This is a genomic window from Nostoc sp. UIC 10607 (assembly GCF_047228265.1).
GTDB classification, from domain to species: Bacteria; Cyanobacteriota; Cyanobacteriia; order Cyanobacteriales; family Nostocaceae; genus Nostoc; species Nostoc foliaceum_A.
On sequence record NZ_JBIQNW010000040.1, the window covers coordinates 13,928 to 40,538 of the forward strand.

24 protein-coding genes are annotated in these 26,611 nt (G+C 41.7%); 16 read left to right on the forward strand and 8 right to left on the reverse strand.

Annotated features, from left to right (window positions below; all coding sequences use genetic code 11):
• Positions 1-199 precede the first annotated feature (199 nt).
• The 7 genes from ACEYW6_RS25440 (at position 200) to ACEYW6_RS25470 (ending at position 7,260) form a co-directional block, all read left to right on the forward strand.
• Positions 200-625 carry a hypothetical protein gene (locus tag ACEYW6_RS25440; RefSeq protein WP_412981944.1) on the forward strand — a complete coding sequence of 142 codons (426 nt, stop codon included), beginning with the start codon at positions 200-202 and terminating at the stop codon, positions 623-625.
• A gap of 204 nt (positions 626-829) precedes the next feature.
• Positions 830-1,213 carry an EamA family transporter gene (locus ACEYW6_RS25445; protein WP_412981945.1) on the forward strand — a complete coding sequence of 128 codons (384 nt, stop codon included), beginning with the start codon at positions 830-832 and terminating at the stop codon, positions 1,211-1,213.
• Between the two features lie 36 nt (positions 1,214-1,249).
• Complete coding sequence (locus ACEYW6_RS25450) at positions 1,250-1,606, forward strand: EamA family transporter (protein WP_190900231.1); 357 nt, start codon at positions 1,250-1,252, stop codon at positions 1,604-1,606.
• Between the two features lie 95 nt (positions 1,607-1,701).
• On the forward strand, positions 1,702-3,006 hold the full coding sequence (locus ACEYW6_RS25455) for an NAD(P)/FAD-dependent oxidoreductase (RefSeq protein ID WP_190900229.1): 1,305 nt from the start codon (positions 1,702-1,704) through the stop codon (positions 3,004-3,006).
• 45 nt (positions 3,007-3,051) lie between these two features.
• Positions 3,052-3,876 (forward strand): glycosyltransferase family 2 protein, encoded by an 825-nt coding sequence (locus tag ACEYW6_RS25460; RefSeq protein WP_412981946.1) that lies wholly within the window; start codon positions 3,052-3,054, stop codon positions 3,874-3,876.
• A 431-nt stretch (positions 3,877-4,307) separates the two neighbouring features.
• Positions 4,308-5,780, forward strand: coding sequence for a TldD/PmbA family protein (locus tag ACEYW6_RS25465; protein ID WP_190900225.1), 1,473 nt, complete (start codon positions 4,308-4,310; stop codon positions 5,778-5,780).
• Positions 5,781-5,919: 139 nt separating this feature from the next.
• Positions 5,920-7,260, forward strand: coding sequence for a TldD/PmbA family protein (locus ACEYW6_RS25470; RefSeq protein ID WP_412981947.1), 1,341 nt, complete (start codon positions 5,920-5,922; stop codon positions 7,258-7,260).
• A gap of 70 nt (positions 7,261-7,330) precedes the next feature.
• On the opposite strand, the gene ACEYW6_RS25475 is transcribed toward ACEYW6_RS25470, so the two are convergent.
• The 4 genes from ACEYW6_RS25475 to ACEYW6_RS25490 form a co-directional block, all read right to left on the reverse strand.
• Positions 7,331-7,771, reverse strand: a complete 441-nt coding sequence (locus tag ACEYW6_RS25475) for a pentapeptide repeat-containing protein (RefSeq protein ID WP_412981948.1) — start codon at positions 7,769-7,771, stop codon at positions 7,331-7,333.
• A 478-nt stretch (positions 7,772-8,249) separates the two neighbouring features.
• Positions 8,250-9,284 carry an aspartate carbamoyltransferase catalytic subunit gene (locus ACEYW6_RS25480; protein ID WP_412981949.1) on the reverse strand — a complete coding sequence of 345 codons (1,035 nt, stop codon included), beginning with the start codon at positions 9,282-9,284 and terminating at the stop codon, positions 8,250-8,252.
• A gap of 199 nt (positions 9,285-9,483) precedes the next feature.
• Entirely contained in the window at positions 9,484-10,836 is a 1,353-nt protein-coding gene (gene mgtE / locus ACEYW6_RS25485) for a magnesium transporter (RefSeq protein WP_412981950.1), read from the reverse strand.
• Positions 10,837-11,617: 781 nt separating this feature from the next.
• Positions 11,618-11,752, reverse strand: a complete 135-nt coding sequence (locus ACEYW6_RS25490; RefSeq protein WP_269141785.1) for a hypothetical protein — start codon at positions 11,750-11,752, stop codon at positions 11,618-11,620.
• 368 nt (positions 11,753-12,120) lie between these two features.
• On the opposite strand from ACEYW6_RS25490, the gene ACEYW6_RS25495 reads away from it, so the two are divergent.
• Both ACEYW6_RS25495 and ACEYW6_RS25500 read left to right on the forward strand, forming a co-directional pair.
• The gene (locus ACEYW6_RS25495) at positions 12,121-15,327 is read left to right on the forward strand and encodes a glycoside hydrolase family 15 protein (RefSeq protein ID WP_412981951.1); all 3,207 of its coding nucleotides are present in this window, start codon (positions 12,121-12,123) and stop codon (positions 15,325-15,327) included.
• 41 nt (positions 15,328-15,368) lie between these two features.
• Positions 15,369-15,746: a GxxExxY protein gene (locus tag ACEYW6_RS25500; RefSeq protein ID WP_412981952.1), complete on the forward strand. Its 378-nt coding sequence runs from the start codon at positions 15,369-15,371 to the stop codon at positions 15,744-15,746.
• A 78-nt stretch (positions 15,747-15,824) separates the two neighbouring features.
• On the opposite strand, the gene ACEYW6_RS25505 is transcribed toward ACEYW6_RS25500, so the two are convergent.
• Entirely contained in the window at positions 15,825-16,139 is a 315-nt protein-coding gene (locus ACEYW6_RS25505) for a YkvA family protein (RefSeq protein WP_196512461.1), read from the reverse strand.
• Positions 16,140-16,410: 271 nt separating this feature from the next.
• Here ACEYW6_RS25505 and ACEYW6_RS25510 point away from each other — a divergent pair, with 271 nt between their 5' ends.
• The 4 genes from ACEYW6_RS25510 (at position 16,411) to ACEYW6_RS25525 (ending at position 20,820) form a co-directional block, all read left to right on the forward strand.
• Positions 16,411-18,609 carry an ATP-binding protein gene (locus ACEYW6_RS25510; RefSeq protein ID WP_412981953.1) on the forward strand — a complete coding sequence of 733 codons (2,199 nt, stop codon included), beginning with the start codon at positions 16,411-16,413 and terminating at the stop codon, positions 18,607-18,609.
• Positions 18,610-18,748: 139 nt separating this feature from the next.
• Complete coding sequence (locus ACEYW6_RS25515) at positions 18,749-19,477, forward strand: MotA/TolQ/ExbB proton channel family protein (protein WP_196512459.1); 729 nt, start codon at positions 18,749-18,751, stop codon at positions 19,475-19,477.
• 41 nt (positions 19,478-19,518) lie between these two features.
• Positions 19,519-20,217, forward strand: a complete 699-nt coding sequence (locus tag ACEYW6_RS25520; protein WP_412981954.1) for a biopolymer transporter ExbD — start codon at positions 19,519-19,521, stop codon at positions 20,215-20,217.
• A gap of 240 nt (positions 20,218-20,457) precedes the next feature.
• Positions 20,458-20,820: a phage holin family protein gene (locus ACEYW6_RS25525; RefSeq protein WP_190899043.1), complete on the forward strand. Its 363-nt coding sequence runs from the start codon at positions 20,458-20,460 to the stop codon at positions 20,818-20,820.
• 75 nt (positions 20,821-20,895) lie between these two features.
• Here ACEYW6_RS25525 and psb29 read toward each other — a convergent pair whose 3' ends face one another.
• Positions 20,896-21,603: a photosystem II biogenesis protein Psp29 gene (gene psb29 / locus ACEYW6_RS25530; RefSeq protein ID WP_190899045.1), complete on the reverse strand. Its 708-nt coding sequence runs from the start codon at positions 21,601-21,603 to the stop codon at positions 20,896-20,898.
• Positions 21,604-21,806: 203 nt separating this feature from the next.
• Here psb29 and ACEYW6_RS25535 point away from each other — a divergent pair, with 203 nt between their 5' ends.
• The gene (locus ACEYW6_RS25535; protein WP_412981955.1) at positions 21,807-22,400 is read left to right on the forward strand and encodes a chromophore lyase CpcT/CpeT; all 594 of its coding nucleotides are present in this window, start codon (positions 21,807-21,809) and stop codon (positions 22,398-22,400) included.
• Positions 22,401-22,463: 63 nt separating this feature from the next.
• On the opposite strand, the gene ACEYW6_RS25540 is transcribed toward ACEYW6_RS25535, so the two are convergent.
• Entirely contained in the window at positions 22,464-22,832 is a 369-nt protein-coding gene (locus ACEYW6_RS25540) for an STAS domain-containing protein (protein WP_190899047.1), read from the reverse strand.
• A gap of 313 nt (positions 22,833-23,145) precedes the next feature.
• Complete coding sequence (hemF, locus tag ACEYW6_RS25545; RefSeq protein WP_412981956.1) at positions 23,146-24,189, reverse strand: oxygen-dependent coproporphyrinogen oxidase; 1,044 nt, start codon at positions 24,187-24,189, stop codon at positions 23,146-23,148.
• 514 nt (positions 24,190-24,703) lie between these two features.
• Here hemF and ACEYW6_RS25550 point away from each other — a divergent pair.
• Entirely contained in the window at positions 24,704-25,228 is a 525-nt protein-coding gene (locus tag ACEYW6_RS25550; RefSeq protein ID WP_412981957.1) for an SRPBCC family protein, read from the forward strand.
• A 251-nt stretch (positions 25,229-25,479) separates the two neighbouring features.
• Positions 25,480-26,550, forward strand: coding sequence for an Mrp/NBP35 family ATP-binding protein (locus ACEYW6_RS25555; RefSeq protein ID WP_412981958.1), 1,071 nt, complete (start codon positions 25,480-25,482; stop codon positions 26,548-26,550).
• The last annotated feature ends 61 nt before the right edge of the window (positions 26,551-26,611 follow it).

Below are 26,611 nucleotides of genomic sequence, written 5' to 3' on the forward strand. Positions count from 1 at the left end.
ATTAATCGGCTTAATTCACAGCCGAGGTTGCAGATATGTCTGTGAGCTTGGAGAAATTCTATGCTATATCGGTAAAACAATAAATTTTTCTAGAGTAAATTAAGGGCATTTTAAATCCAGCTTTGTTTTGATGTATAAGTTAATGGACTGAGAGGTTCAGTAGTGTCTTCAACAAGATTTCTACAGCAGGATACAACTGATGAAAGTTAATGAATGGATTAATCAAAAATTCTGGCAATCCATTATTATTCGTTTCGCTCCATCTGTTGAATATGTGGGTGGAATCCGACTTCAGCATAAGCGGTGTCTACGAGGGGCTACACCTACGCACACTGCTAAATTTTCTCCAGAGAAGATTTGTGGCAAAGGCCTCAACCTTGCCTATGTCTGCATAGACTATGACCTAGATATTGCGATCGCACTAAAAGTATTATTGAAGCATAACTGGCTGATACAGAAGATTTCTGCTATTCACAGTTCGGCAAAGCCTAAATTGATTGTGCCAATTACCAAGAAAAAAGACTGGTTTGTCTTGGAATATAACGCATTAAACCAATTGAGCGTACTTTACTCCCATAATGTCGGACGCTGCCATAATACAGTAGCCATATTGCAAGCTGCATAGTATTTAGTTGCTAACTCTTGGACATTAGCTTCGATGCTCATTTTGATAACAGTACCTTCAACATAGCCTTCCTAATTTTGTTGTCTATTTATTGAAGTGGAAGCCGAATTGCACAGAAGGTGTGGCCGAGATCAGAAAGGTTCAAAACGATGAGATGTTTCCTGTCTGGTTGATACATTATATATCGAGTTAGGCAAATGTACTATGAAATCTATGTCGCAAACTTCAAACTTTAAAATAGTTCCTTATATCATTTTATTTGTCAGTATTCTATTTAGTATTTCTGGGCAATTGCTGATGAAGCATACTATGAGTAATATAAATGAGGGATTATTTAATTGGGTATTTATTCAAAAATTAGCATTAGCTATTACTGTTTATTGCTTGGGAGTAGTAAATTGGATATTGGCTCTGCGGTCTGTAAAATTGAGTATTGCTTATCCACTGACTAGTTTAAATTATGTCGGGATACTTTTTGGTTCATACTACTTTTTTAATGAAGTGATTACACTAACTCGTATAGGAGGAGTAATCACGATTTTCTTGGGTGTTCTATTAGTGGTCATTCCATTAAAAAAATCTACATAAATTTATAGTAAATCTCATAATAATAAGGATTGATAAATGAACATAATTACTTGGCTAGTTTTAATGCTTGTAGTTTTATTCGGAACAACTGCGAACCTATCACTAAAGTATGGACTTTACATTTCTAGCCCTACGAAGGGAGCAAGCACATCTATCCGAAATCTGTTATTGTCTCGTTATTTTTGGATTTGGTTTGTCTGCTATGCATTTATGACTATATTGTGGCTTTATGTATTGCAGACAATTCCTCTGAGTCAAGCATTTCCAGTTCTAGGATTAATGTATGCACTTATACCAATTGCTTCTCATTATCTTCTAAAAGAGCAAGTTATATTTAGCCAGTGGGTAGGGATTTCCATTATCATAACTGGTGTAGTTCTTGTTGTAAGCTAATAGCTAAATGAACAGAGATCAAGGCTATTAATTAATATTAAACTTCTCTGAATATAAATCTCAAAAGTGTCGCTACAAAAATCTAAATTAAACTTATGAATATAGGCATCATTGGCGGAGGTATAACTGGGCTAGTATTAGCCCAACGTCTTTCACATCAAGGACATAAAGTAACTGTATTTGATAGCAATAAGCAGCTTGGTGGTCTTACCACCTACCATGATTATGGGTTGTTTACCTGGGATCGCTTTTATCACGTTATCCTCCCTTCTGATACTCATTTAATAAATTTTCTCAGAGATATTGGTCTTGGAGATAAACTGCGTTGGCATCGAAGTTTAACAGGCTTCTACGACAGTAAAAAATTTTATTCTATCAGTAACAGCATAGAATTTTTACGCTTTCCCTTGTTTGGCCTTATAGGTAAAATCAGATTAGCTTTTACTCTCCTGTATGGTTCACGACTTAATAACTGGAGGCGATTAGAGAAGATTTTAGTTGAAGATTGGCTCTTGAAACTCGGTGGGAAAAATACATACGAAAAACTCTGGAAACCTTTGCTTTTATCTAAATTAGGAGAGAACTATAAGCGAATCTCAGCAGTTTTTATCTGGGCTTACATCAAACGACTATTTTCAGCACGGGATTCTTCATTAAATAAAGAACAACTTGGTTATGTTTCAGGTGGTTACAAAACTGTTTTTGACCATATAGAAAAATTAATTTACGCGGCTGGAGGACATATTCATACAGGTGTAGCGGTAGAATATATCGCACCTCATCCAGGGGGTGGAATGTGGGTAGAATATCAGGGCAAAAAGGAACATTTTGATAAAGTCATCTTTACTGGCCCAGTTAATATTCTGCAACAGGTTGCTGCTAATGAATTGGTGAAAGTTTCAGACACTGGTGAAACAGTAGAATACCTGGGTGTCATCTGCATGGTACTTATTACTCGTAAGGCTCTAGTCCCTTATTACGTAGTAAATATTGCCGATAGAAATATTCCCTTTACCGGAGTCATCGGTATGAGCAACTTAGTTTCTTTGCAAGAGACAGAAGGATATCACATGACATTCCTACCAAAATATATACTTTCCACTGACCCGCTATTAAAACAGCCAGACGATGAATTGCGCCAAGTATTTTTCCAGGGTATACGTTTGATGTTCCCAGAACTTAAAGCAGATGATATTGTCGCAGCACACATTAATCGAGCTATTAAAGTACAGCCATTACAAGTTTTAGATTATTCAAGCCTTGTTCCAAAAGTGAGTACTGAAAACGATGATTTTTTCGTCGTCAATACCTCACAGTTGGTCAATGATAGTGTCAACAACAATGCAGTTGTGCGACAGGTCGATGAATTTCTTAAAAAATCAACATTACTGAATTCTTGAAATTTGCGTAATGATATTTAATTTGAAAAACCACATGAGGTACTTATGAGTCTTTTTATTCTTTTACCTGCATACAACGAGCAAGAATCAATTCGCCCCTTGTTCAAAAAATTTCAGACATTACAGCAAATCTCTAATATGGAGATAAAACTGATTCTTGTTGATGATGGCAGTAGTGATGCAACTGCTCAAACTGCTTTAAAAGAGTCTCAATCACTGGGTATATTACTGAAATTAGTTCAACATCCTAAAAATGCTGGTTTAGGTCAAGCAATTAAAACAGGTTTCACGACTTTCTTAGAAATTTCTCAAGAAGGCGATTTTTTAGCTGCAATGGATTGCGACAACACTCAACCACCAGAACTATTAATAAAGATGTATGACACTATGATAGCTGGTAGCTATGATATTGCGATCGCATCTAGATATCGAAAAGGCTCTAAAGTCATAGGCTTATCAAAATTTAGAGAGATAATGAGTTACGGAGCAAGCTGGCTTTTTAGAATTGCAGCCCGTGTACCAGGTGTAAGAGACTATACGTGTGGTTATAGGCTGTATAACCGTACTTTCGTTAGTAAACTGGATATGTATTATGGGGAGAGTTTATTCACTGAAAGTGGATTTGCTTGCATGATAGATTTACTACTGAAAGCCAAGGTACTCAAACCAAAAATCGTAGAAATTCCAATGGTTTTGAGATATGATCAAAAGCCAAGTGCCAGCAAAATGAAAATTATTAAAACCATTACTCGAACCCTCAAGCTCCTGTTTAAGAATCTATCATCGACAGGACAAACTTCAAATCTAGGTCAGACTTTCAATCAGCAAAAAATAGCAAGAGTTCCACTGAAAATGGGAAATCGTAAATAAAGCTGATATGGATAGCCTGGATAAAATTAAGCGTTTGCAGCTAACAGATTGCATATTTAATATGGGTTAACCGTCAGCAAGTTTCTATATTCTGACCACAGTTAAAGCATCTTCTAGCTCATGACCCTCTTTCTTAAGAAGAGTGCCAGTTAAATACATATATACGCGTATTTCCTTTTACACAGTCACCCTCAATCAAAATCTCAGCCCGCAAAAGCGGGCTTTTGTTTATATAGTCCCAAACTTCTAGTACAGCACAGCGTAAATCCAGCTACCATCTCAATGTAACTAGGCAAAGGTATTTTGCCCCTTATTAGGAGGGAAATCCACACTGCCTTTCTAGCAACTGTGCCTTTCACTGATTTGTTAGACTGAACAGATCAGGATTTTTCAGTCAAATCTCTGAATTACGCCAGCAGACGAGGCTACCCATGCTTACAAGTACGCTACTTCTCTCGAATCAACTTCCCACCCTCCAATATTCCTCCACACCAGAGCGTTTCGATGAAACCTGGGAAGCCCCTCTGGCTACCCTCTTGGGACTAGGACGCGCCGCTGGTGCCGACTTCATCGAATTATTCTTAGAGCGTCGCAACTATATTAGTTGTCTTGCAGAAGACGACTCCATAACTAGTATTTCACCCAGTCTATCTACAGGTGCGGGAGTCAGAGTATTTCGTGGCAAAGCCGATTGCTACGTCAGCACCAATGACCTTTCCTTTTCCGGTTTGAAAGCAGCCTTAGAAAAAGGTCTTTCTATTCTAGGATTGCAACTACCTGCTCCTAAAGCTTTCATCCCAGAAATAAACCTGGAATTATTGAGAGATTACGCCACCAAAAGAGGCAAAGATGCCTGGCTACCAGTGTGTAGCTCCATTCGGGAAATGGGAGAAGTCCTTCTTGATGGTACTGCCAACCTGAAGCAAAAAGCTAGCCATGTTCAATCGCGCCGTGCTACCTATTTCCGGGATTGGCAAGAAGTTTTAATCGCCGCCAGTGACGGCACTTTCGCCCGTGATATTCGCCTCACCCAGTCAGTAGGATTTAACCTGTTGTGTGCTGATGGTGCTAATCGTGCTTCCATTGGTGAACGCGCAGGTAATACTAGTGATGCCAACTTCTTGAGAACTTGGGATTCTCAACAAGCGGCTGAGAAAATAGCAGAATCTGCTGGAAAAATGCTCTACGCAGATTACGTGGAATCTGGTACTTACCCCATCATTATGGCCAATCACTTTGGCGGCGTAATCTTCCACGAAGCCTGCGGACACCTGCTAGAAACCACTCAAATTGAACGTAATACCACTCCCTTTGCTGACAAAAAAGGCGAAAAAATTGCCCACGAAAGTTTGACAGCCTGGGATGAAGGGCGGTCTGAAAATGCCTTCGGGACAATTGACATGGATGACGAAGGTATGCCTGCTCAAAGAACCTTATTAATTGAAAAAGGCGTTCTCAAAAACTTTTTAGCAGATAGAACAGGTTCAGCACGCACCGGACACCCCAGAACTGGAAGTGGACGCCGCCAAAATTATACCTTTGCTGCTGCTAGCCGGATGCGTAATACTTATATTGATTCTGGCGAATATAGCATTGATGATTTATTTACCTCTGTTGATAAAGGTATTTACTGTAAAAAGATGGGTGGCGGAAGTGTTGGTGCTACAGGTCAATTTAATTTTGGTGTCGATGAAGCTTATTTGATTGAAAATGGCAAAATCACCAAACCTTTAAAGGGAGCAATTTTGATTGGTGAAGCCAAGGAAATTATGAATAAAATTTCCATGTGTTCCCAAGATTTGGAAATTGCACCAGGTTTTTGTGGCTCTGTTAGTGGCAGTATTTACACCACAGTAGGACAACCGCATATCAAGGTTGATTCTATTACCGTAGGTGGACGATAACCTCATCAACTTCCAGGTTATATCTGGAAATTCCTTCCTTGTGCCTCTGCCACTTATTTATCTAGGAGGCAGAAGCCTTCCAGTATTAGACTCCCAGGCTGAAGCAGGGAGCGAAAAAATCCCAAATTAAAAATTGACTATGCCGAATATCAATGAAATTGCAAATTCTGCCAAGGACAATGCTGATAAACTTGGCATTAAGAAATTCGACATTTATGGCTCAACAGTAGATGATACTAGCGTGCAAGTAGACCAAGGTGAGCCAAAACAAGTCAAAGCCTCAAATCGCTCTGGTGTTACTGTTCGCGTCTGGAATGAAGATAATACAATGGGTGTCACTAGCACCACAGATGTAGATTCTAAAGGACTGGAATTAGCTTTGAAAACTGCCTACGAAGCCAGTTTCTTTGGTGTTAAGGAAAATGTTCCTGATTTTAGTCCAGAAGCTACTGTTCCTATTTCAAATAAACCTCAGGATAAGAAACCCCAAGCACCTGTTGCTGAACTCATAGAAAGATTGTTGGTAGCTGAAAAAGAATTATTGGCAGCTCATCCAGCAATTAAAGGTGTGCCTTATAATGGGTTATCGCAAAGGGATATTGACAGGTTTTATCTAAATAGTGACGGGGCTGTGAGAACTGAATCTCACTCCTTAGCATCAGTTTATCTTTACAGTAAAACTGAGGAAGAAGGAAAAAAGCCTCGTAGTGCAGGCGCTTTTAGAATCAACCAAAGTTTAGATAATCTAGACATCAATGGTTGCATCAAAGAAACCGCAGATAAAACTATCAGTCACTTGAATTATGAAAAAATTCAGACTGGTAAATATCGAGTTGTTTTCTCACCGGAAGCTTTCTTAAGTCTGTTAGGTGGTTTTTCTAACTTATTTAATGCTCAAAGTATTTTGGACAACCAAAGCTTATCTACTCCTGATGATTTAGGTAAGGAAATTGCTACCCCTCTGCTTTCAGTTTATGATGATGCACTGCACCCAGCTAACGTAGGCGCAGAAAGTTTTGATGGTGAAGGAACTCCTACTCGTCAGGTTTCGCTGATTGAAAATGGCGTTTTAACAGGTTTTCTCCACAGTGCAGGCACTGCCAAAAGGTTCAATGCCCAGCCAACAGGTAATGCAAGTATTGGTGCAAAAGTCAGTGTTAGCCCCAATTTTTATCACGTTTTTACAACAGCAACTCCTGAAGAAGAGTTGAGTTTAGAAACTGCTGAAAATGTGATTTTTATTGATGATTTACAGGCTCTCCATGCTGGAGTTAAATCCTTACAAGGTTCGTTTTCTTTGCCGTTTGATGGTTGGCTAGTTAACAAGGGTGTCAGGACAAGTATAGAGTCAGCAACTGTTGCTGGTGATTTCTTGGAACTCTTAAAGTCAATTATTTATGTAGAAAAAGAAGCAGAGTTAACGCCAGGGGGAGTTTGTCCTAAAATCTGGGTTAATGAACTGTCAATTACTGGTGAGTAAAACTTAGAAAGTGCAGAGTTAGGAGTTTAATTTAACTCTTAACTCATGACTTTTACATTATGAATCATCATTAATATTCACCACCGACGCTAATGGCAGTATTAAATACGTCAGCGCCGCTTAAATCAATATTAGCCAAAATTGCGCCATCTACTTCAGTATTATATAAATGCGCATTACTCAAATCAACATTGGTGAGATTAGCATTATTTAGGCTAGTACCACTGACAAAGGCATCTGTGAGATTAGCAGATTTCAAATTTGCACCAGTCAAATCAGCACCTTCTAAGTTAGCACCTTCGAGATTAGCTCCTTTTAGATTTGCATTTCTCAGGTCAACACCTATCAGATGAGCGCCTTTAAGGTTTGCTCCTGTTAAATTACATCCGAAACATTCTCTAGTTTCCAGCAAGCGCTGGACAGGGGCGGAGTTTTCTGCTTTGACGGAAAAGGGAGCAGCTAAAGATAGCGTACTAAGTAAGGCGGCTGCCGTCAAAAAGATTGGTTTCATATTTGCCTCCGACACTTCTAAAAGTCATTAGATTCTTGACTTCTACGATCCCAGTGTCCCAAAATTTGAGAATTCTGTCCTCATGCGATCGGAGGAATACATAATTTCTTGAAGATTAAGTATTCTTCCGTAAGCTAGTCCGCTGGGAATAAGCTGGGAATAATATTATGAATTGCAAATGATACACAACTGCCACTACTGATTACCAACCTCAATCGAGAATATTAGTCAATACACCTGGGTTAAGGTTAAAAACTAAAACTGGCGTAGGTTGGAGAGCCAAGCGCTAACAGCGGGTTTCCCGACTTGTACCTCTACGGAAAAGCAAGCTACGCTTTTAGCGTTCCCGCAGGGTAGCAAGTGGCGTTTGAGAAACGTAGACCCGTAGAGGAACACAACATTATCAAGCCTTTGTTGGGTAACGCTTCCGCTCAACCCAACCCAGTATCTTAGAAGAAGTATGCAAACGGAAATTATATTAAGCTTTGCCACTACCTAACAAATACAGCAGCGCCATACGAACGGCGACACCACTAGTAACTTGCGATTGAATGAGACTAAATTCTGGGTCATCCATCAATTCAGAACTAATTTCAACACCACGGTTAACTGGGCCTGGATGTAAAACTTTGACGTTAGGTTTACAAAGTTGCAGCTTTGTGCGTGTAATGCCAAACAGTTGATGATATTCTCGCAAACTTGGCAGCAAATGAGCCGTCATACGTTCCTTTTGCAAGCGCAAAGTCATGACAAAATCAGCATTCTGCAAAGCTGGTTCTAGCTGCCAGTGGAGAAAAAGTTGGGGATTGGGAGAATAACTCCTGACTTCTGATTCTTGACTCCTAGCTCCTAACTCCTCAGAGATATACTCGGCAAATAACTTGGGTAAAAGTGTAGGTGGTGCTGCAAGATGCACTTCGGCACCACTAGCAATTAAACTCCAAATATTCGATCGCGCCACACGAGAATGGAGAATATCCCCAACAATGGCAATCTTTTTTCCCTTTAAAAGTTCCAGTCGGGGACTAGCTGGGTCAATTAAAGTACAAATGGTAAATAAGTCTAGCAGTGCTTGAGAAGGATGCTCATGTTGACCATCACCAGCATTGAGAACACTAACTCGTACACCTAAACGATCCATTTCAGCTGCGATCGCATTCGGTACTCCTGCCTCTCGATGGCGGACTACCATAATATCAGTTCCCATGGCCAAATAGGTCTTTGCCGTGTCGAGAATTGTCTCTCCCTTAGTCATAGAGGAAGTGGCTGCGGCGAAGTTCAGTGTATCTGCACTTAAGCGTTTCGCGGCGAGTTCAAAACTGCTGCGAGTGCGCGTAGAAGATTCAAAAAATAAATTCGCCACCACCTGTCCCTGCAAAGTTGGCACTTTCTTCGTCCGCCGTGATAGTACCTCTTGAAAACTAGCAGCAGTTTGCAAAACAGTATCGTATTCAGCGGTAGTGAAGTCAGCTAAGGAAAGAATGTGATGACGATTCCAGGTAGTAGTAGGCATAAATAGCAATCAGTTTCCTGCATAGAGATCCGAGCGGTCGCGTCTCTACACCTTTTTAATTTACATATGCAGAGGAAATGATATCACCTGTCTTCTATCAAATTAGCTATCTGTTCTCTACAGCATGAAGGATTTATATAGTTTGATTGAATATTCGGTAGGGGTGCACAGCTGTATACCCCTACTATATATACGTCGATTAAGTTGGTAAATGAAAAACATTCAAAGCACCAGAAATCAGGGTGAGGAATGTTAAAAACCCAATTGTATCTAGCATTGTAGTTACTAAAGGGCCACTAACCAAGGCAGGGTCAAGCTTCAGTCGTTTCAAACCCATTGGCAGTAAAGTGCCGAGTGTAACAGCCACAATTGTATTAGTTGCCATTACCATTCCCGCAATTAAAGCCACCCATCGCTCTTGGGGTCGTGCCCAAATTAAGGAAAGCAGCATCATCGTCATGGCTAAAACTACGGCTGTGCCTAATCCTGCTAGAAGTTCTTTGCGGAGAATTTTCAAGGTATCTTTGGGTGTTACCTCACCCACCCCTAAACCCCGGATTGTCACCGTTAATGATTGAATTCCAACAGTACCACCTGTGTTAGAAAAAATTGGCATGATGACTGCTAGAACTGGCACTGCGGCAATTACAGATTGGAAAGGCGCGATCGCACTGGCTGCACCAATATACATTGCCATGATGCCTAACAGCCAAGGCAAGCGGTTACGGATAGTGAGCAAGGGAGAGGACAAAGCAGCTTCATCACCACTTACACCCGCCAGTTTTTGAATATCTTCTGTGGCTTCCTCTTGCAAAATATCCATCACATCATCAATGGTGACGATGCCAACCAATCGGTCTTCCCGATCAACCACGGGGATAGCAATTAAGTCGTAGCGCTGCATGATTCGCGCCACCTCTTCTTGAGGGGTTTCAGTTCTAACTTTGATGACGCGATCGCTAGCAATATCCTTGATGAAAACATCGGGAAAGGTAAACAGCAATTGGCGCAGTGAAACTACTCTCACCAATGTCCGGTTGTCGTCTGTGACGTAGGCGTAGTAAATCGACTCCTTGTCTTGGTCTTGACGGCGAATTTTGCTCAGGGCTTCACCTACAGTCAATCCTTGTCGCAACCGGACATACTCTGTTGTCATCACCCGCCCAGCGGTGCCTTCTGGATAGCCGAGAATTGTTGCTGTTGCTTGCCTTTGTTCTGGACTAAGTTCTTGTAATAACCGTTTGATTACCCCAGCAGGTAGTTCATCAAACAATTCTGCCCGTTCGTCAGGACTCATCGCTTCTACAAGTTGCACTACCTGGACATCATGCAGAGAATTAATTAGTTCTTCCTGAACCTCTATTGGCAGATATTCAAATACATCAATTGCCTGAGCTTTGTTGAGTAAACGGAATGCGATCGCGCGTTGTTTCTCAGGCAATTGTGTAATGTATTCTCCCACATCCACAGGTTGCAAGCGATTTAAATCCCATTTCAATTGGTTTAAATCGGTAGTATCAGTTAGCAAATCACGAATATCTTGTGTGAGCATGAGATATATCTCCTAGGTCTCCCCCGCGCTGGGAGACTTCCTCGCCAGCTCAGAGGAGGTTGATACTGCCATCTGGTGGACTATTGCCCATAAAATTTCAACAATTCAATATCGATATTTAAATTAAGCCATCGCTAGTCATCATCCTAACCCGGAATAGCACTCTCCGGTAGATACTGAATATTAGCCTTCAGTAACTGTGATATTCCTCATTAGCAAGTAATGTAATTACCCTGAGTTTCAGGAAATTCTCGTGTCACTTAAAGTAGATTTTACTACTACTACAAGCTATGTCAAGCCAATCAACGAATTTACTCGCAAAACTTACATAGTTAAAATATTTACAATATCAATAAGTAGTAATTCGTATCAAGCTACTTCATGCATAGTCACCTGGACGACTAAGAATCAGAAATGGTTTAGCAGGTTTGACTTCATAGTTGCGGTAATGTGTTTGAGCTTTGGCGTAGGCGTAGCCCAACCTAGGCATCGCTTCAGATGCAATCCACTGCTAGCAGCCATTGGTTGGCGCGTGCAGGAAAGCAGGTATAAAGCAATCGTTCCCATATCGGCAATAACTCGGTATTTACCAGTCTTAACTTCACTTATCTAGAGTGAAAAGTAGAGATAAGCTGTTACGCATTTAATTTGTACATTTACCTAATGACTGATGACTGTTAACGACCATCAAGAGTGTTTATATACTTTAGAGGCGCATCAGCTTAATAGCTCTCAAGAAGAACTGATATATAGACAGTTCCTAACGCTTAATTCCTAATTTTCACCCAATACACCGCTTAAGCGAACCATCAGCGTATAGCTCCAATGGTACTAGCTCAATTTTGCCGTTAACTTTAACTTGGGAATAAACTACTTTTACCAAGAGAGCATGATTTTCGTTGTAACGCAGAGACATAATTAATCTCCTTTTCTACAGAGTTATTTTGTGTTAAAAGGCTTTTATACCTATAATTTAGTCAATATTTTTTTGGCTCATGTTGCCTCTTTTGAAAGATTTTTGATCCTTCTTTAGAATTATCAGAAATTATGCAAAGACAGGTATAAAATCTTATACGTAGCAATGAAGGTTTGAACAAATATCATATTTTAATTTGCGATCGCTAAAATTAAGTACCCAGAGGCGTATTAACAGGAGATAATAATAAACTCACACCACTCTTAGCTGTTGTCCCATCAACCATTACAGAACTTATTCTGGCTTGGTTTAGGTAATTCACTTGACAGTCACAGGGTCAAATTTTGCAAGTAGTTCTGAACCAAATCATGAAAACATCTACCAAATTGCTAGCTCGCCTGGACTATTACTACCAGCAAATCAAAACGATTATCCTGACTCGGCAGAATCCAATTACTGGTTTACTACCTGCGAGTACAGCGATTACAGCCCACGGCGATTATACAGATGCCTGGGTGCGAGACAACGTTTACAGCATTTTGGCAGTTTGGGGTTTAGGACTTGCATACCGCAAGATTGATGACGATCAGGGACGCACTTATGAATTAGAACACAGTGTGATCAAACTGATGCGCGGTTTGTTGTTTGCGATGATGCGACAAGCTCATAAAGTAGAGACATTTAAACATACTCAGTCGCTACTAGATGGATTGCACGCCAAATACAATACCGCAACCGGTGACATTGTTGTTGGTGATGACGAATGGGGACATTTGCAACTGGATGCCACATCTATATTTTTACTGATGTTGGGGCAAATGACTGCTGCGGGATTGCAAATAATCTATACGATTGATGAAGTAAATTTCGTCCAAAATTTAGTTTATTACATTGGACGAGCTTACCGCACACCAGATTACGGCATTTGGGAACGTGGTAATAAAATTAATCGTGGTAGTGCTGAGTTAAATGCCAGTTCTGTAGGTATGGCAAAAGCTGCTTTAGAAGCTATCAACGGACTGGATTTATTTGGTGTGCGTGGTAGTCAAGCATCGGTAATTCATGTGCTACCAGATGAAATTGCCCGCGCCCGGATTACTCTAGAATCCTTATTACCGAGGGAATCTGGTTCCAAAGAAATTGATGCAGCGCTGTTAAGTATTATTAGTTATCCTGCCTTTGCAGTGGAAGATTTGGAGTTACGCGATCGCACTTTAAACGATATTATCAATAAACTCGCAGGCAAATACGGTTGCAAACGCTTTTTGCGTGATGGACACCAAACCGTTTTAGAAGATAATCAACGCTTACACTACGAACCGTGGGAACTCAAGCAATTTGAACATATTGAATGCGAATGGCCGTTATTTTTCACTTATTTAGTTCTAGATGGATTATTTCGTGGCGAACAAGAACAAGTTAAAAAATACCAAGAGCTTTTAGAATCATTACTCATAGAACAAGATAGTTTGCGTTTATTGCCAGAACTTTATTATGTTCCAGCAGAAAACATAGAGGCAGAAAAGTTAGCACCCCAAACGCAACCACGTTTGCCTAATGAAAATATTCCCTTGGTGTGGGCGCAGAGTTTATATTTTCTCAGTCAAATGTTGAGTGAAGGTTTACTGGCGGTGGGTGACATCGATCCTTTGGGAAGACATTTATGTGTGGGAAAACAGCGCGAGGCATTGGTACAAATTGCCTTATTAGCAGAAGACGAAGATTTACAGAAAAAACTAGAAGTTCACGGTATTGAAGCACAAACGCCTACCCAAGTAGAACCGATTCAGGTGAGAAAAGCTGGAGAATTTTCAGCTATTTATACCCAAATTGGACGTAACGATAAACTGGGTTTAACTGGGCGGCCAGTGCGGCGGTTGCGGAGTTTAACAACATCTAGAATCTTTCGGATTAGTGGTGAAACAATTGTCTTTTTGCCTTCATTCTCAGACTCTCAGCAGTTTTACTTAACTCTTGATTACCATTTTCTACTAGATCAAATTAGAAGTGAACTAGCCTACATTCAAAAATATTGGAGCGATTTAGGGCGTCCTACTTTGACTTTAATGTTGACGCACACCATGTTAGAAATTGGTTCTGAAGCATTACTAGAACTGATGCAAGAATTGAAAGATGGGGTTTGTAACGGTGTGCGGGTAAAATTAGGGCGGCTCAATCAGCTAATGCTAACAGCTGGAATCCAAAGAATTGATTTTCTTCCCAATGCAGAATTCTCGCGATCGCCAGTGAAAAATGCTAGCCCACGTTGCTATTATCTAGCTTATCATCCTGGGAAAAACTGGCGCTTAGGACATACCCAAGAATTTCAAATGGAGTGTGAAACCAACTTTGGTTTATTACTTTATCATTTGCGCTCATCAGAGAACATCTACGAGCAAATTGAGTTATTGCAAACTTTAACTCGCTTACAGGGCATGGAATTTGATACAGGGTACGGTGGCCCAGGATATCGCGTCACCGTAGGCGATTTACTAGATGAAGTTTACACCAAAGCTGGAGATTTAGGTATTTGGGCAGTGGTACGCCGAGCTGCGGGGTTACGGCAAATGGTTGATATTAGCCTATCAGATGCAGTCACGAGTATTTTGGTACGGGGTAAGCAAATTGCTGTGGGTAAAGCTTACAGTGAAGCGTCCTTGATTACCGTACCCATGTCCCACGATGAAATAGCCGATAAAATTAATCATTTTTGTCGTGAAGATATACGCGATCGCGTCCTTACTCAAGAGATTTTAATCTATCTTGGCATCTTAATTCGCTCAGAACCCGAACTATTTCAGGGACTACTAACGCTGAGAGTCGGCTATCTTATCTTATTGATCACCAGCGAACTAGCGCGGGAATTACATGTTACTCAAGATGAAGCATACGATTACTTAATGCAACTTTCACCCTTTGAAGTAAAAATGCGCTTGCGTCAGGTATTAACTGGATATACTGGCATGAGTAACCTGTTACGCCAGCAAGAATCACTGCACGTCAAGCAAAAAGAAAGTGATATTGCTTGGGTAGTCTCACCAGCGATAGGAGAAGGAATAGAAGTTCCCCCAGGCGGTTGGCGGCGGTTTCGCCAAGCCGAGGGTGCAACGGGGCGCGTACCAAAAGAGTTTTTTAAACAAGTTTGGCTATTAATGCAACATTGCAAGGGTCTAGTAATTGGCGATAAATTAGAGCGCCGCAATCGTTTAGATAGTGAGATAATGCTATCGGAAATGACAGCCGGGGAAAGAAATTTTGCTCTGTTAGTTGAGCATTTGCTGAATAAAATCGAAGCTCCAGAATATCGCCAAGTTAATATTGAAGCATTAATAGAATTAGCTGCGATCGCAGCCAATAATCCCAAGCTACAAATTGAAGAATATATCGTGTTGGATGTGTTAATTGGTCATGCAGTGCGATTGGCGTGGTTAGAGAATCATAATCATCGCAGCGATCGCTATGATGAAGATAAAGCGAGTGCGTGGCGATCGTTTTACAACACCTCTCCTAGAGATTGCGCTACTTATATTTTGAAGGCGTTTAGGTTCTTGACGGAATTTGTGAAAGATTTTTAAACGCAAAGGATCGCAAAGGGAAGCGCAGAGGAACGCAGAGGATGAGAGAGAATGAGTTGAGTGGGGTGATTATTGGTTGTGCGATGAGGGTGCATACTGCTTTGGGTCCTGGTTTATTGGAGTCGGCTTATGAGGAGTGCTTGGATTATGAGTTGAAGAAAGCCGGATTGGATGTTGGTAAGCAAATTCCATTGCCTTTAATTTACCAAGATGTGCAATTGGAATGCGTTTATCGATTAGATTTGATAGTCGAAAACAAAGTAATTGTAGAGATTAAATCTGTAGAATCCTTCCACCCGATTCACTCTGCCCAACTCCTAACCTATCTCAAACTAGCAAACTGCAAACTAGGTCTTCTCCTCAACTTTAACGTCCTCCACCTCAAAGAAGGTATAAAACGCGTAGCCAACAACCTCTAACTCCCCCTTTGCGAACCTCTGCGTTAAAAAAAATATCCCCCACCTCAGATTCCAAAAGCAGGGGTTTTGTTAAATTTATTACTTAACAGAAACAGCATCAACATCAATGGTGCTTGCAGTGGAGGTAGAAGCCTCAGTACTATTAGATGCTTCAGTGCCCACATCACCCTTACGAGCTTTCCAGCCTTCAATTACCAGTCCAGATACTTCACTAACTAGCAGGGTCAAAAGGAAAACATCATCAATCTGTCCCACAACGGGTATAAAATCAGGGGCAATATCAATTGGACTGACCAAATAAACTAACGTTCCTAAAATTACCCACCAACGGTACTTGGGGTTACGAAGCAAATTGCGATACCAAGTGTAAAGTGATTGGATTGAAAATTTCATATTTTGAACCTCCAGTTATCTTTTATTTTGACAAATTATCCTAAAAACTCCCGGTGGGAATAACCGCCCTAGTTAGTCTGGAAGACGCTACTCGTAATCTGCGATTCTGCACAAGAGTCTAGTAATTCCCTGACAACAAATAAATTGTATGGATGTTGATTGTGGATTTTAGAGGGGAATCCTAGCTATATAAATCTCAAGTTTCGCCTCTTTAGTGGAGATTTAACTGCTTTTAAGAAGGCGAAGCACTAACGCAGGATGAAACCTACCGATGAAGAAGCATCACTTTGGCATATCTAAAATCCCACTACAGATAGTTCTAATTATTCCTTTTGTCTTACAAATATTTGGAGCAGTGGGTTTAGTAGGTTATTTGTCATTTAAGAATGGACAGAAAGCTGTCAACGACTTGGCAGACCAGTTGATGGAGCGAACTAGCAATATAGTAGATCAACATTTAAATTCTTATCTATCTATTCCCCATAAAGTTAGCCAGATTAATGCTGATGCCATTCAGATGGGATTATTAAATGTGCGCGATCGCAAAACTGTGGGAAAGTATTTCTCCAAACAAATGCAGGCTTATGACCTTACCTACATCGGCATCGGACTGACCACAGGTGAAGGCACAGGAGCCGCCCGTTACGATGGCAAAACTGTGACGATTGATGATTGGAGCGCCAAGCCTCCGAAAAATGCCTACAACTACGCCACAGATGACCAAGGCGATCGCACCCATGTCACTACTATTTTTGATTGGGACAACTTCAAGGAAACTTGGTATACGGAACCCGTAAAAGCTGGTAAACCGATCTGGTCACGAATTTATATTTTGAATTATCCCAATCATCCATACATCGCTGCTTCAGCAGGTCATCCAATTTATGACGCGCAGAATCGATTACTGGGGATGGTTGCAGCAGATATCCATTTAATAAAATTGAGCGAATTTTTACGGCGTTTAGATGTTAGCCGCTCTGGACAGGTTTTCATTCTGGAGCGGAATGGGATGCTGATAGCGAACTCTAGCACGCAGCAGCCTTTTACTCTGGTCAAGGAAGATATTCGGCGAATAAAAGCCACCGACAGTCCTGATCCTTCAGTTCAGTCCATTGCCAAACAAATTCAACAAACCTTCAATGGCTTTGAATCCATCACCGAATCCAAAAAACTGCAACTTAATTGGCAAGGAGAACCAATTTTTGTTAATGTCACCCCCTGGCGTGACCAATATGGATTGGATTGGCTAGTAGTAGTGAGTGTGCCTGAACACGTTTTTATGGCACAAATCAATGCCAACACCCGCACTACCATTTTGCTCTGTCTCGGAGCATTGGCTGTAGCAACCTGCATGGGCTATTTAACCTCCCGTTGGATTACACAGCCGATTCTGCAAATGAACCGAGCCAGTCAGGCAATGGCATCTGGCAATTTAGACCAAACCTTAGATATCAAAAACATTCAAGAACTCAATGTACTTTCTCATTCCTTTAATCACATGGCAGGGCAATTGCGCGAATCTTTTACAGCACTAGAAAATGGTAAGGCAGAGTTAGAAGACAGGGTGGAAGAACGCACCACCGAACTTAAAACCGCCTTGACTGAATTGCAGCACACTCAAGCCCAAATGGTTCAAAGTGAAAAAATGTCTAGCCTGGGTCAACTGGTGGCAGGTGTAGCCCATGAAATCAACAACCCGGTAAACTTTATTCACGGCAATATTACTTATTTAAACGAATACACTCAAGATTTGCTCAGGATGATCCAGCTTTACCAACAACGTCATCCCAGCAACGATCCAGAGGTGCAAGCGTTAGCTGAAGAAATCGATCTGGAGTTTTTGATCGAGGATTTACAGAAGATGCTAACTTCTATGAAAATGGGTACTGATCGGATTCGGAACATTGTGTTATCACTACGGAACTTTTCTCGGATAGATGAAGCAGAATTCAAAGCAGTTGACCTTCATGAAGGAATTGAAAGTACGCTATTGATTTTGCAATACCGTCTGAAAGACAAACCAGAACGCCCAGCAATTGTATTGATCCGAGATTATGGCAAGTTACCCCAAGTAGAATGCTATCCCGGACAACTCAATCAAGTTTTGATGAATATTCTGGTGAATGCGATCGATGCCTTAGACGAAGTAAACGCCAATCGCACTGTTCAGGAAATGGAGGCAAATCCCAGTCAGATTATCATTCGCACCTCAATAAGCAATTCGCAGTCAGTGGAAATTGCGATCGCTGATAATGCCGGGGGAATGCCAGAACAGGTTAAAAACCGCATTTTCAATCCTTTCTTCACCACCAAACCTGTAGGCAAAGGAACGGGCATGGGCATGGCAATCAGCTATCAAATTATCACCGAAAAACATGGTGGCAAATTGGAATGTTTTTCTACTCTTGGTGAAGGAAGTGAGTTTATCATTCAATTGCCTACCCAGCAGCAAGTTTTTCCAGCAGTCTAAGTCAAATACGCCATGCTTGCACTGTATTTTTAGGCTTTCGGGAAATTTATATTTTGGAAGTCCCTCATTTTGCATTAATCTCTAGAATTAAAATGCCTAAGCAGATTTGCTCTAGTCATGGAGGGAGGAAACTTAAACAGTGGATATTTTAGATTTGTTTTATAAGGGCGGGCCAGCGATGTGGCCTTTACTTGTTCTGTCGATTCTGTCTTTGAGTGTGATTTTTGAGCGTTTGTGGTTCTGGCTGCGAATTTTGACTCAGGAAAAGCAAATAGTCGATCGCATCCTAGTTGCTGCCCAGGATAATTGGCAAATAGCTGCGGATATTGCCAGACAAGCAAGCCATCAGCCTGTCGGGCGTTTTCTCTACGCCCCCTTACGTTTTCCCAAAACTGATGCAGAAACCTTTCGATTAGCATTGGAGTCCACAGCAGAAGATGAATTAGCTGGAATGCGGCGGGGCGAAAAGCTTTTAGAAGCTGTGATTGCCCTCGCGCCCCTGCTGGGATTATTAGGTACAGTTCTGGGTCTAATTCAGTCTCTGCGCTCAATTCGGATTGGCGATTTGGGAACCGAATCTACCGCTGGGGTAACTACTGGTATTGGTGAATCCTTAATTAGTACGGCAGCGGGACTAATAGTTGCCATCATTAGTTTGGTATTTTACCGCCTATTTCAAAGTTTTGTAGTCAACCAAGTCAAAGTTTTTCGTAAGGCAGGGAATGAGATGGAATTGCTCTACCGCCAGTCCCCACCTGATTTTAGTAATAGTGCATCAGCAATGGTGCGGGAAAATTTCACTCCACCCCGCAAGCCAGGAAAGACTAGGTTTTCTGAACCACCTGAACCCCCAAATGCACCTAATTAGTCAATAATTCAACTCCAAATCCAGGCGTTTAAATTGAGAAAATGAAAGTTAATCTACATACCCCGATTGAAGAAGTCCAAATTCAAATCATCCCTTTAATTGATGTTGTTTTTTGTATCCTGACGTTTTTTTTGTTAGCGGCATTACAATTTACGCGCCAACAGGCAATAAATGTTGATTTGCCCAAAGCCAGCCCCAGTACAGTATCTGGAATAACATCACAAAGTGGAAATTTGATTGTAACTATCGATGCCGTTGGCAATACTTACATAGAAAAACAGCCTGTAAAACGGGATGATTTGGGAGTGAGGTTAAAACAGTATCTCCAACAAAATCCCAGTGCTGTTGTGGTGCTGAATGCTTCGCGGACAGCAACTTATAATGATGTGATTGAGACATTAGATTTGCTACGGCAAGTAGGAGGCGATCGCGTTTCTTTAGGAATTATTCCTGGCCCATCTCAACTACCCACAAACCCACTTAACCAGCCAAATATCCCCTCTTTTCCAATCAATCCTGGTGCAGCACCTCTACCCACAACCGCACCAGTTCCCGGCATCAATCCCGAAGGGAATCTTGCCCCTAAATTTCCCTTAGCACCTAATTCCGTACCTCTTCCTGGCATCAGCCAGCCTCCAACTGGACAAGGCATCAGTCCTATCAATCCTGGTATTTCCAACCCACCAGCATCCCAAGCGCCTGTAGCACCTCAGCAAACCCAACCTCCTCTTCAAAGATGAGATAGGGGCATGGGGCATGGGGTATTGGTTATTTCTCCCCTTGCCTCCCCTGCTTCCTCATTCCCTACTCCCCACTTCCCCTAAAGCTTTTTCCCAATCCTAAAGACATCTAAAACAAAATCTAGTTAGCGACAAAATTTCTGCTAATTTACAAATAATTGGTTGAGCTTTAAAGATTTTTTCATCGATAAACTGAAGTAATTTATCACCAATTGCCATTCACGTTTCAGGGGTTGTGGCATGAATATCGTGACGCTTTTAATTGTTTGGGTAGTAACAGCTATCAGCCTGTTGATAATTAGTAAATTACCTTTAGGAGTTGAAATTGATACTCCTGGTAAAGCCTTCCTTTCTGCCGCAGTGCTTGGTATCGTGACGGCAATAGTCAGACCGATTTTAAGCCTCGTCTTTGCAGTACCGAATTTACTCACATTGGACTTGTTATCCGGCATTTTCACATTTATGATAGCCGTGGTTTGTTTTAGTATTGCTGCTTGGTTAGTAGAAGGCTTTCGCTTACGTTACGGGATTTGGAGTGCTGTTATTGGAGCATTTGCGCTGACTATAATTAACAGCATAATCTACAAATTATTGGGTGTTTAAAATAAATAGTGAGGAGTGAGAAGTTAGGAGTGATGAGTTGTTAATAACTCCTAACTCCTAACTACTATCTCCTAACTATTCGTTGGAACTTGGGGGAGCAACGGGGGTAGTTGATTGTTGTTTACGTTGTTCGCGTTTTTTGCGATCGGCTGAGAGCATATCTGCCATCACCACCAGTGCTTGCGCCATTTTTTCTAGGTTAGAACGGTATAGCTCCAAATCCTTATTGAGTTTGTCATCAGATAAGTGCAAGCCAGCAGCGATCGCTTTCAGCGCCTCCGTGAGTTGCTTTTCATCTTTGACTAATTCAGGATCTGACTGTTCCAATAACGAAAATACACCAATTGCGAACAAACGGTTGTATTTAAAGTTAGGATTGTTGGCGATCGCTTGCAGTTGTGCCTGCAAGTCAGCATCTCGATCTAAGTAAGTGGTTTGGCCCAGCCACGCAATTAAATCTTTAACTGGCAAACCTTTAGCTACAGTTTGCAGTCTTTGAGCATCCTGTCGATAATGTTGCGGATCTTGTTCTATAGCCCGACATAGGGCGTTAAAAATTGATTCTTGATCCCGTTCTGGTTGATAGCCTTGCATGAAGCGGTCAAAGGTAGTGACGACGCCCAAGGCATAAATTGGATTGTAGCTAAAATCGATATTTACTGACAGCAGATGCATTTCCACCATCAATTCTTCTACTACCCGACGATAAATAGTGTTAATCGGACGGGTGTGAAGATTGTAAAAAGTTCGTTTTGTATCAGAGACAGTACGGACGTTATTCACAAAGAAAATGTTAAGGGCGACGTATCTTTATTTTCTCGCTTAAAGGCTACTTTGCCAAGTTGAGCTTTTGGCTGGTGACAGTTTCATTTACAATTGAGAGAAATCAGAAGTATTTTATAAGCTAGTAGCCACAGGGGATTAAGACCCTTTCCTCTAAAAAACTAGCCGAAAATTTGATCCTTAATAATTTGTTGATCGCATTTATGAACTTTTCGCCACAGTTAATTGCTTTAGGTGAGTATTTAGCTGGTGAATTTGATAATCAGGAACAAGCCATAGGAGAACCAATTTGGTATGTCCATCTCCGTCTGTGGCAAAGACCAATTAATCTGTTCACAGAAGATAGCATTACCCTGTTTGCCGAACAGGCTAACGTTATAACTCCAGATCAATCTTACCGCCAGCGAATTATGCGGTTGCGTCAGGGTAGCAATGACACATCTCTGGAAGTACAATACTACATGCCGCAAGATCCAGGCTCACTAAGAGGTGCAGGTCATAATCCTGCTCTACTGGACACACTGACACCCGAACAATTAGATTTACTACCGGGTTGTATCCTAACAGTAGCTCAGGAAACACTAGCTTGCGATCGCTATAAGTTTACAGCTACCCCGCTACCAGAGGCTCGTTGCAGCTTTACTTATCTTGGCAGTAGCATCTATGTTTCCTTGGGGTTTGAAACCACTGCGACAGAATTTCACAGCTACGACAAAGGAATTGATCCAGCAACTGGAAAAGCAACTTGGGGAGCGATTATGGGGCCTTATCGCTACACCAAGCGAAATCAATATTGATAAGATAAATTTATGATTCATGAATTATGAATTATGAGTTCTGAATTAACTCCTAATTCTTTTTTAGCTAGCGATGCTACGAGGTACACCTTCTAAAGCTTCCTCTTCTGTTTCAAAGATTTCAAAGACAGTATCCATCATCGTAACTTCAAACACGAGTTTGGCTTCTGGATGTACATTGCAGATGCGGAAACTGCCCTTGACTTTATCAGCATCACGCATCCCAGCTACCAAAGATGTAAGACCAGAACTATCAATAAAATTTACCTGAGCCAGATTTACAACTACATGGCGACTGAGTTTGGAAATACACTCCTGTAACTTCAGGCGAAATTGCCAAGCAGTGGTAATGTCTAAGCGACCTGCTGGTGTCAGGACAATAACGGCGTTTCCGTCTTGGGTTGTATAACTTTTTTGGTCTATATGAATCACTAAAGCCCTCCCCGTGGCATTCCTTTTAAGATTAACTAGTTACAGAATTGTCTAATGCTGTCACTTGAGATTAACAAGCTATAGCTAAAATTGTCACTTTTTTCTTCTAAGTGCTTACTTTTAGTAGTTTAACTCACCAAAATAGTGCTGAGTAGCAATTCAAAGAGGGAGTGGGGGAGTGGGGAGTGGGGAAGAAGCAGGGGGAGCAGGGAAGCAGGGGACAAGGGGAACAAGGGGAATTATTGAACAAGTCTCTTCCTTGTCTCCCTTTTCTATTCTCTATGCCCAATGCCCAATGCCCAATCCCCAGTTTTTATTGAGGTGGTGTCCAATTGCTCCAATCTTGAGGCTTAAGAAAGGTTTCATACAACTCGGCTTCGGGGGAATTAGGTTCTGGCTGATAGCCGTATTCCCAGCGCACTAAGGGTGGTAGAGACATGAGAATTGATTCAGTGCGTCCGTTAGTTTGCAGACCAAAAATAGTGCCTCGGTCATAAACCAAGTTAAATTCTACATACCGTCCCCGGCGGTAGAGTTGAAAATTCCGTTGGCGATCGCCATACTCCATCCCATGTCGCCGTTCTACAATTGGTACGTAGGCTGGTAAAAATGCTTTACCACAGTCTTGCACAAAGGCAAACAAATCTTCCCAATTACGGGTTTCTGGTGTTCCCACCTGATTGCTATGAATAGCCGCTTCCCCATTGGGATTTGGCCCGCGATATAAAGCACCTTGACCATCTTGGTAATCAAAAAACAGACCACCTACACCCCGTGTCTCATCACGATGCTTGAGGTAAAAATATTCATCACACCACCGCTTAAAAACCGGGTAATAGTCTGGGTGGTGTTTGTCACAAGCCTGTTTTAATGTCTTGTGTAAATGTGCCGCATCTTCAGCAAAAGGGTAATAAGGTGTCAAGTCAAGGCCACCACCAAACCACCAGACTGGTCCCGCTTCAAAGTAGCGATAATTTAGATGAACTGTGGGCACGTAAGGATTATGAGGATGTAATACCATTGAAGTTCCCGTGGCATAAAAGCCATGTCCTGCGGCTTCAGGGCGTTGGGTTAAAATTGAGGCTGGCAAATGGGAACCCCAAACTTCAGAAAAATTTACACCTGCTTGTTCAAATATTGCACCTTCGCGCAGCACGCGCGATCGCCCTCCACCCCCTTCTGGGCGTTCCCAACTATCTTCATGAAACTTACCCACACCATCTAGTTTTGCCAATGATTCGGTAATTTCGTCTTGCAGCTGTTTCATAAACTGACTGACTCTAGTCTGAGCGTCAGTTGCTGGCAAAGATTTGGATGATTCTGCTGCTACAGTTGGTATTTGCGAGTTGGTCAACATAGATTCCCGAACCTAAATTACAATTTCCAGAAAGCCACAAATTTCTTATCTTAAAATTTGGGGGAAACACACGCCAACAATCAAGCTCTATTTGCCCAACCCGCTTTTTCTTACTGGTTAAGCATTTATACGATTGATGGGCATCATTAGAGTTATTTTCCCTCAAATGCGTATAGGCTTGTATGTTGTCTGAGTTTTTTTTGTTAATTTTAATGATTTCGCGCCCTTGTTCCCCATGCTCATTTGCTACTCCAAATGAGCATGGGGAGCATGTCACTTGGAATATTCTGGTATAAACACTAGACTTTAGTCATAACCTGGAAGTATCAAGGATTTGACTGGCCTGATTAAAACTTCTTTGTCATAATATTATGTTGGCTATTGGCGTCTGCGCCGAATCTAGGCTTGCTATGTTTGGGGCGTTTTTGAGAAAGTTTTAATTTAGCATCTGAGCGTAGTTGTCCACAAAACCAGAGTTACCAGAAAGTGTCTAGCGAGGAGGAGGATTAGGAAAATGCAAGGTTGGTTATCCAAATTCATCCACCGCAAACGTCGTCGGTTTTGCGCTTCTCTGGTGCAGACGTATCGAGAGATTAGTTCTGCTTCTGTAGATGAACTGTGGCAAAAAGTTGCTGACTTAACGGATGTTTCCTGGCATCCACTACTTAAGAGTACTAACGTGCCCTATGGATTAGTACCAAAACCAGGATTGATTTTTCATGCTGTAACACGCTTTTCACCGATTCCCATCCGCATTTTTGTGGAGCGCGTCAATCATAAAGAGATGCTGAGTATCCGAGTACTGGCGATTCCTGGGATAGAGGAACGGGTAACTTATCAAGTAGAGTCAACGGTTTGTGGTACTTGTTTGTCTTATTCTGTAACACTACGCGGATGGTTATCGCCCTTGATTTGGTCTTTATCCCGTCCTTACGCAGACCGCGTAGCACGGTCTTTAGTAGAGGCAGTAGAAAAGACGGCGTTGCCAGCGGTATCTGGTAAGAAAAAATCCCTTAATAACAGTTGTTTTGATTTTTAGCTGATGGGGATTAGGGCTAGGGTACAAGTAACAGGTAACAGGGGAGAGATTATTCCCTATTACCTATTATTTTCTTATGTTCCCCATCCCTAAAGAAAGTTAAGATTCTATTAGGTAATAATGCCATTTGCTAAGTTTTATTACGGCAGTAACAGTGAAAACACTAAGCTGACCTTGCTTAAGAAAGCATCCAGTTAATAGCTAAGACGTTCTCCACAACTGTATTTATTCATTTTGAATTTTGAATTTTTATGTACGATGTCCTCGATTCCCGATCTGTCTTAGAAGTATTGCGACCAGTGGAAGACCCAGAACTCCGCAAAAGTCTGGTAGAACTCAATATGATTCGCAACGTCAAAATTGATGATGGTAAGGTAAGTTTCACTTTGGTGTTAACCACTCCCGCCTGTCCTTTACGTGAATTTATTGTTGAAGACTGTCAGAGAGCTGTCAAAAAGCTACCAGGGGTTACAGATGTAAGCATAGAAGTGACGGCAGAAACACCACAACAAAAAAGTTTACCCGACCGCACTGGCATTTCTGGGGTGAAAAATATCATTGCTGTTTCCAGCGGCAAAGGTGGCGTTGGTAAAAGTACAGTAGCGGTGAATGTAGCAGTGGCTCTAGCCCAAACTGGGGCGAAAGTCGGCTTGTTAGATGCTGATATTTATGGCCCCAATGATCCCACCATGCTGGGTTTAGCTGATGCCCAAATTGTAGTGCGCTCAACTGAAACAGGCGACATCCTGGAACCTGCTTTTAATCACGGTGTCAAATTAGTTTCAATGGGCTTTCTAATTGACCGAGATCAGCCAGTAATTTGGCGGGGGCCTATGCTCAATGGTGTAATTCGCCAATTTCTTTATCAAGTGCAATGGGGAGAACTGGATTATTTGATTGTAGATATGCCACCGGGAACCGGAGATGCTCAGTTAACTTTAACTCAAGCAGTGCCGATGGCAGGGGCCGTAATTGTCACCACGCCGCAAAACGTAGCTCTGTTAGATTCTCGCAAGGGATTGCGGATGTTCCAGCAGATGAATGTCCCGGTATTAGGGATCGTGGAAAATATGAGCTATTTTATACCTCCTGACCAACCGGATAAGCAGTATGACATATTTGGTTCCGGTGGTGGCTCCAAAACAGCCGCTGAATTGGGAGTGCCACTGTTGGGGTGCGTACCGCTAGAGATTTCCACACGAGTTGGTGGTGACAGTGGTGTGCCTATAGTGGTTGGTGATCCAGATTCAGCTTCCGCAAAAGCATTAACAGCGATCGCTCTTACCATTGCTGGTAAAGTATCAGTTGCTGCCCTGACATAATTAATTTTAATTTCTATCTATTTCCTGGGCTATGTCCTGGGAATACTAGGGACTGGGATTA

Excerpts from the sequence above, each read along its gene's own strand:
- ACEYW6_RS25440 (WP_412981944.1), top strand. The coding sequence starts at position 200 with ATGAAAGTTAATGAATGGATTAATCAAAAATTCTGGCAATCCATTATT.
- ACEYW6_RS25445 (WP_412981945.1), top strand. The coding sequence starts at position 830 with ATGAAATCTATGTCGCAAACTTCAAACTTTAAAATAGTTCCTTATATC.
- ACEYW6_RS25450 (WP_190900231.1), top strand. The coding sequence starts at position 1,250 with ATGAACATAATTACTTGGCTAGTTTTAATGCTTGTAGTTTTATTCGGA.
- ACEYW6_RS25455 (WP_190900229.1), top strand. The coding sequence starts at position 1,702 with ATGAATATAGGCATCATTGGCGGAGGTATAACTGGGCTAGTATTAGCC.
- ACEYW6_RS25460 (WP_412981946.1), top strand. The coding sequence starts at position 3,052 with ATGAGTCTTTTTATTCTTTTACCTGCATACAACGAGCAAGAATCAATT.
- ACEYW6_RS25465 (WP_190900225.1), top strand. The coding sequence starts at position 4,308 with ATGCTTACAAGTACGCTACTTCTCTCGAATCAACTTCCCACCCTCCAA.
- ACEYW6_RS25470 (WP_412981947.1), top strand. The coding sequence starts at position 5,920 with ATGCCGAATATCAATGAAATTGCAAATTCTGCCAAGGACAATGCTGAT.
- ACEYW6_RS25475 (WP_412981948.1), bottom strand. The coding sequence starts at position 7,771 with ATGAAACCAATCTTTTTGACGGCAGCCGCCTTACTTAGTACGCTATCT.
- ACEYW6_RS25480 (WP_412981949.1), bottom strand. The coding sequence starts at position 9,284 with ATGCCTACTACTACCTGGAATCGTCATCACATTCTTTCCTTAGCTGAC.
- mgtE (WP_412981950.1), bottom strand. The coding sequence starts at position 10,836 with ATGCTCACACAAGATATTCGTGATTTGCTAACTGATACTACCGATTTA.
- ACEYW6_RS25490 (WP_269141785.1), bottom strand. The coding sequence starts at position 11,752 with ATGTCTCTGCGTTACAACGAAAATCATGCTCTCTTGGTAAAAGTAGTT.
- ACEYW6_RS25495 (WP_412981951.1), top strand. The coding sequence starts at position 12,121 with ATGAAAACATCTACCAAATTGCTAGCTCGCCTGGACTATTACTACCAG.
- ACEYW6_RS25500 (WP_412981952.1), top strand. The coding sequence starts at position 15,369 with ATGAGAGAGAATGAGTTGAGTGGGGTGATTATTGGTTGTGCGATGAGG.
- ACEYW6_RS25505 (WP_196512461.1), bottom strand. The coding sequence starts at position 16,139 with ATGAAATTTTCAATCCAATCACTTTACACTTGGTATCGCAATTTGCTT.
- ACEYW6_RS25510 (WP_412981953.1), top strand. The coding sequence starts at position 16,411 with ATGAAGAAGCATCACTTTGGCATATCTAAAATCCCACTACAGATAGTT.
- ACEYW6_RS25520 (WP_412981954.1), top strand. The coding sequence starts at position 19,519 with ATGAAAGTTAATCTACATACCCCGATTGAAGAAGTCCAAATTCAAATC.
- ACEYW6_RS25525 (WP_190899043.1), top strand. The coding sequence starts at position 20,458 with ATGAATATCGTGACGCTTTTAATTGTTTGGGTAGTAACAGCTATCAGC.
- ACEYW6_RS25535 (WP_412981955.1), top strand. The coding sequence starts at position 21,807 with ATGAACTTTTCGCCACAGTTAATTGCTTTAGGTGAGTATTTAGCTGGT.
- hemF (WP_412981956.1), bottom strand. The coding sequence starts at position 24,189 with ATGTTGACCAACTCGCAAATACCAACTGTAGCAGCAGAATCATCCAAA.
- ACEYW6_RS25550 (WP_412981957.1), top strand. The coding sequence starts at position 24,704 with ATGCAAGGTTGGTTATCCAAATTCATCCACCGCAAACGTCGTCGGTTT.
- ACEYW6_RS25555 (WP_412981958.1), top strand. The coding sequence starts at position 25,480 with ATGTACGATGTCCTCGATTCCCGATCTGTCTTAGAAGTATTGCGACCA.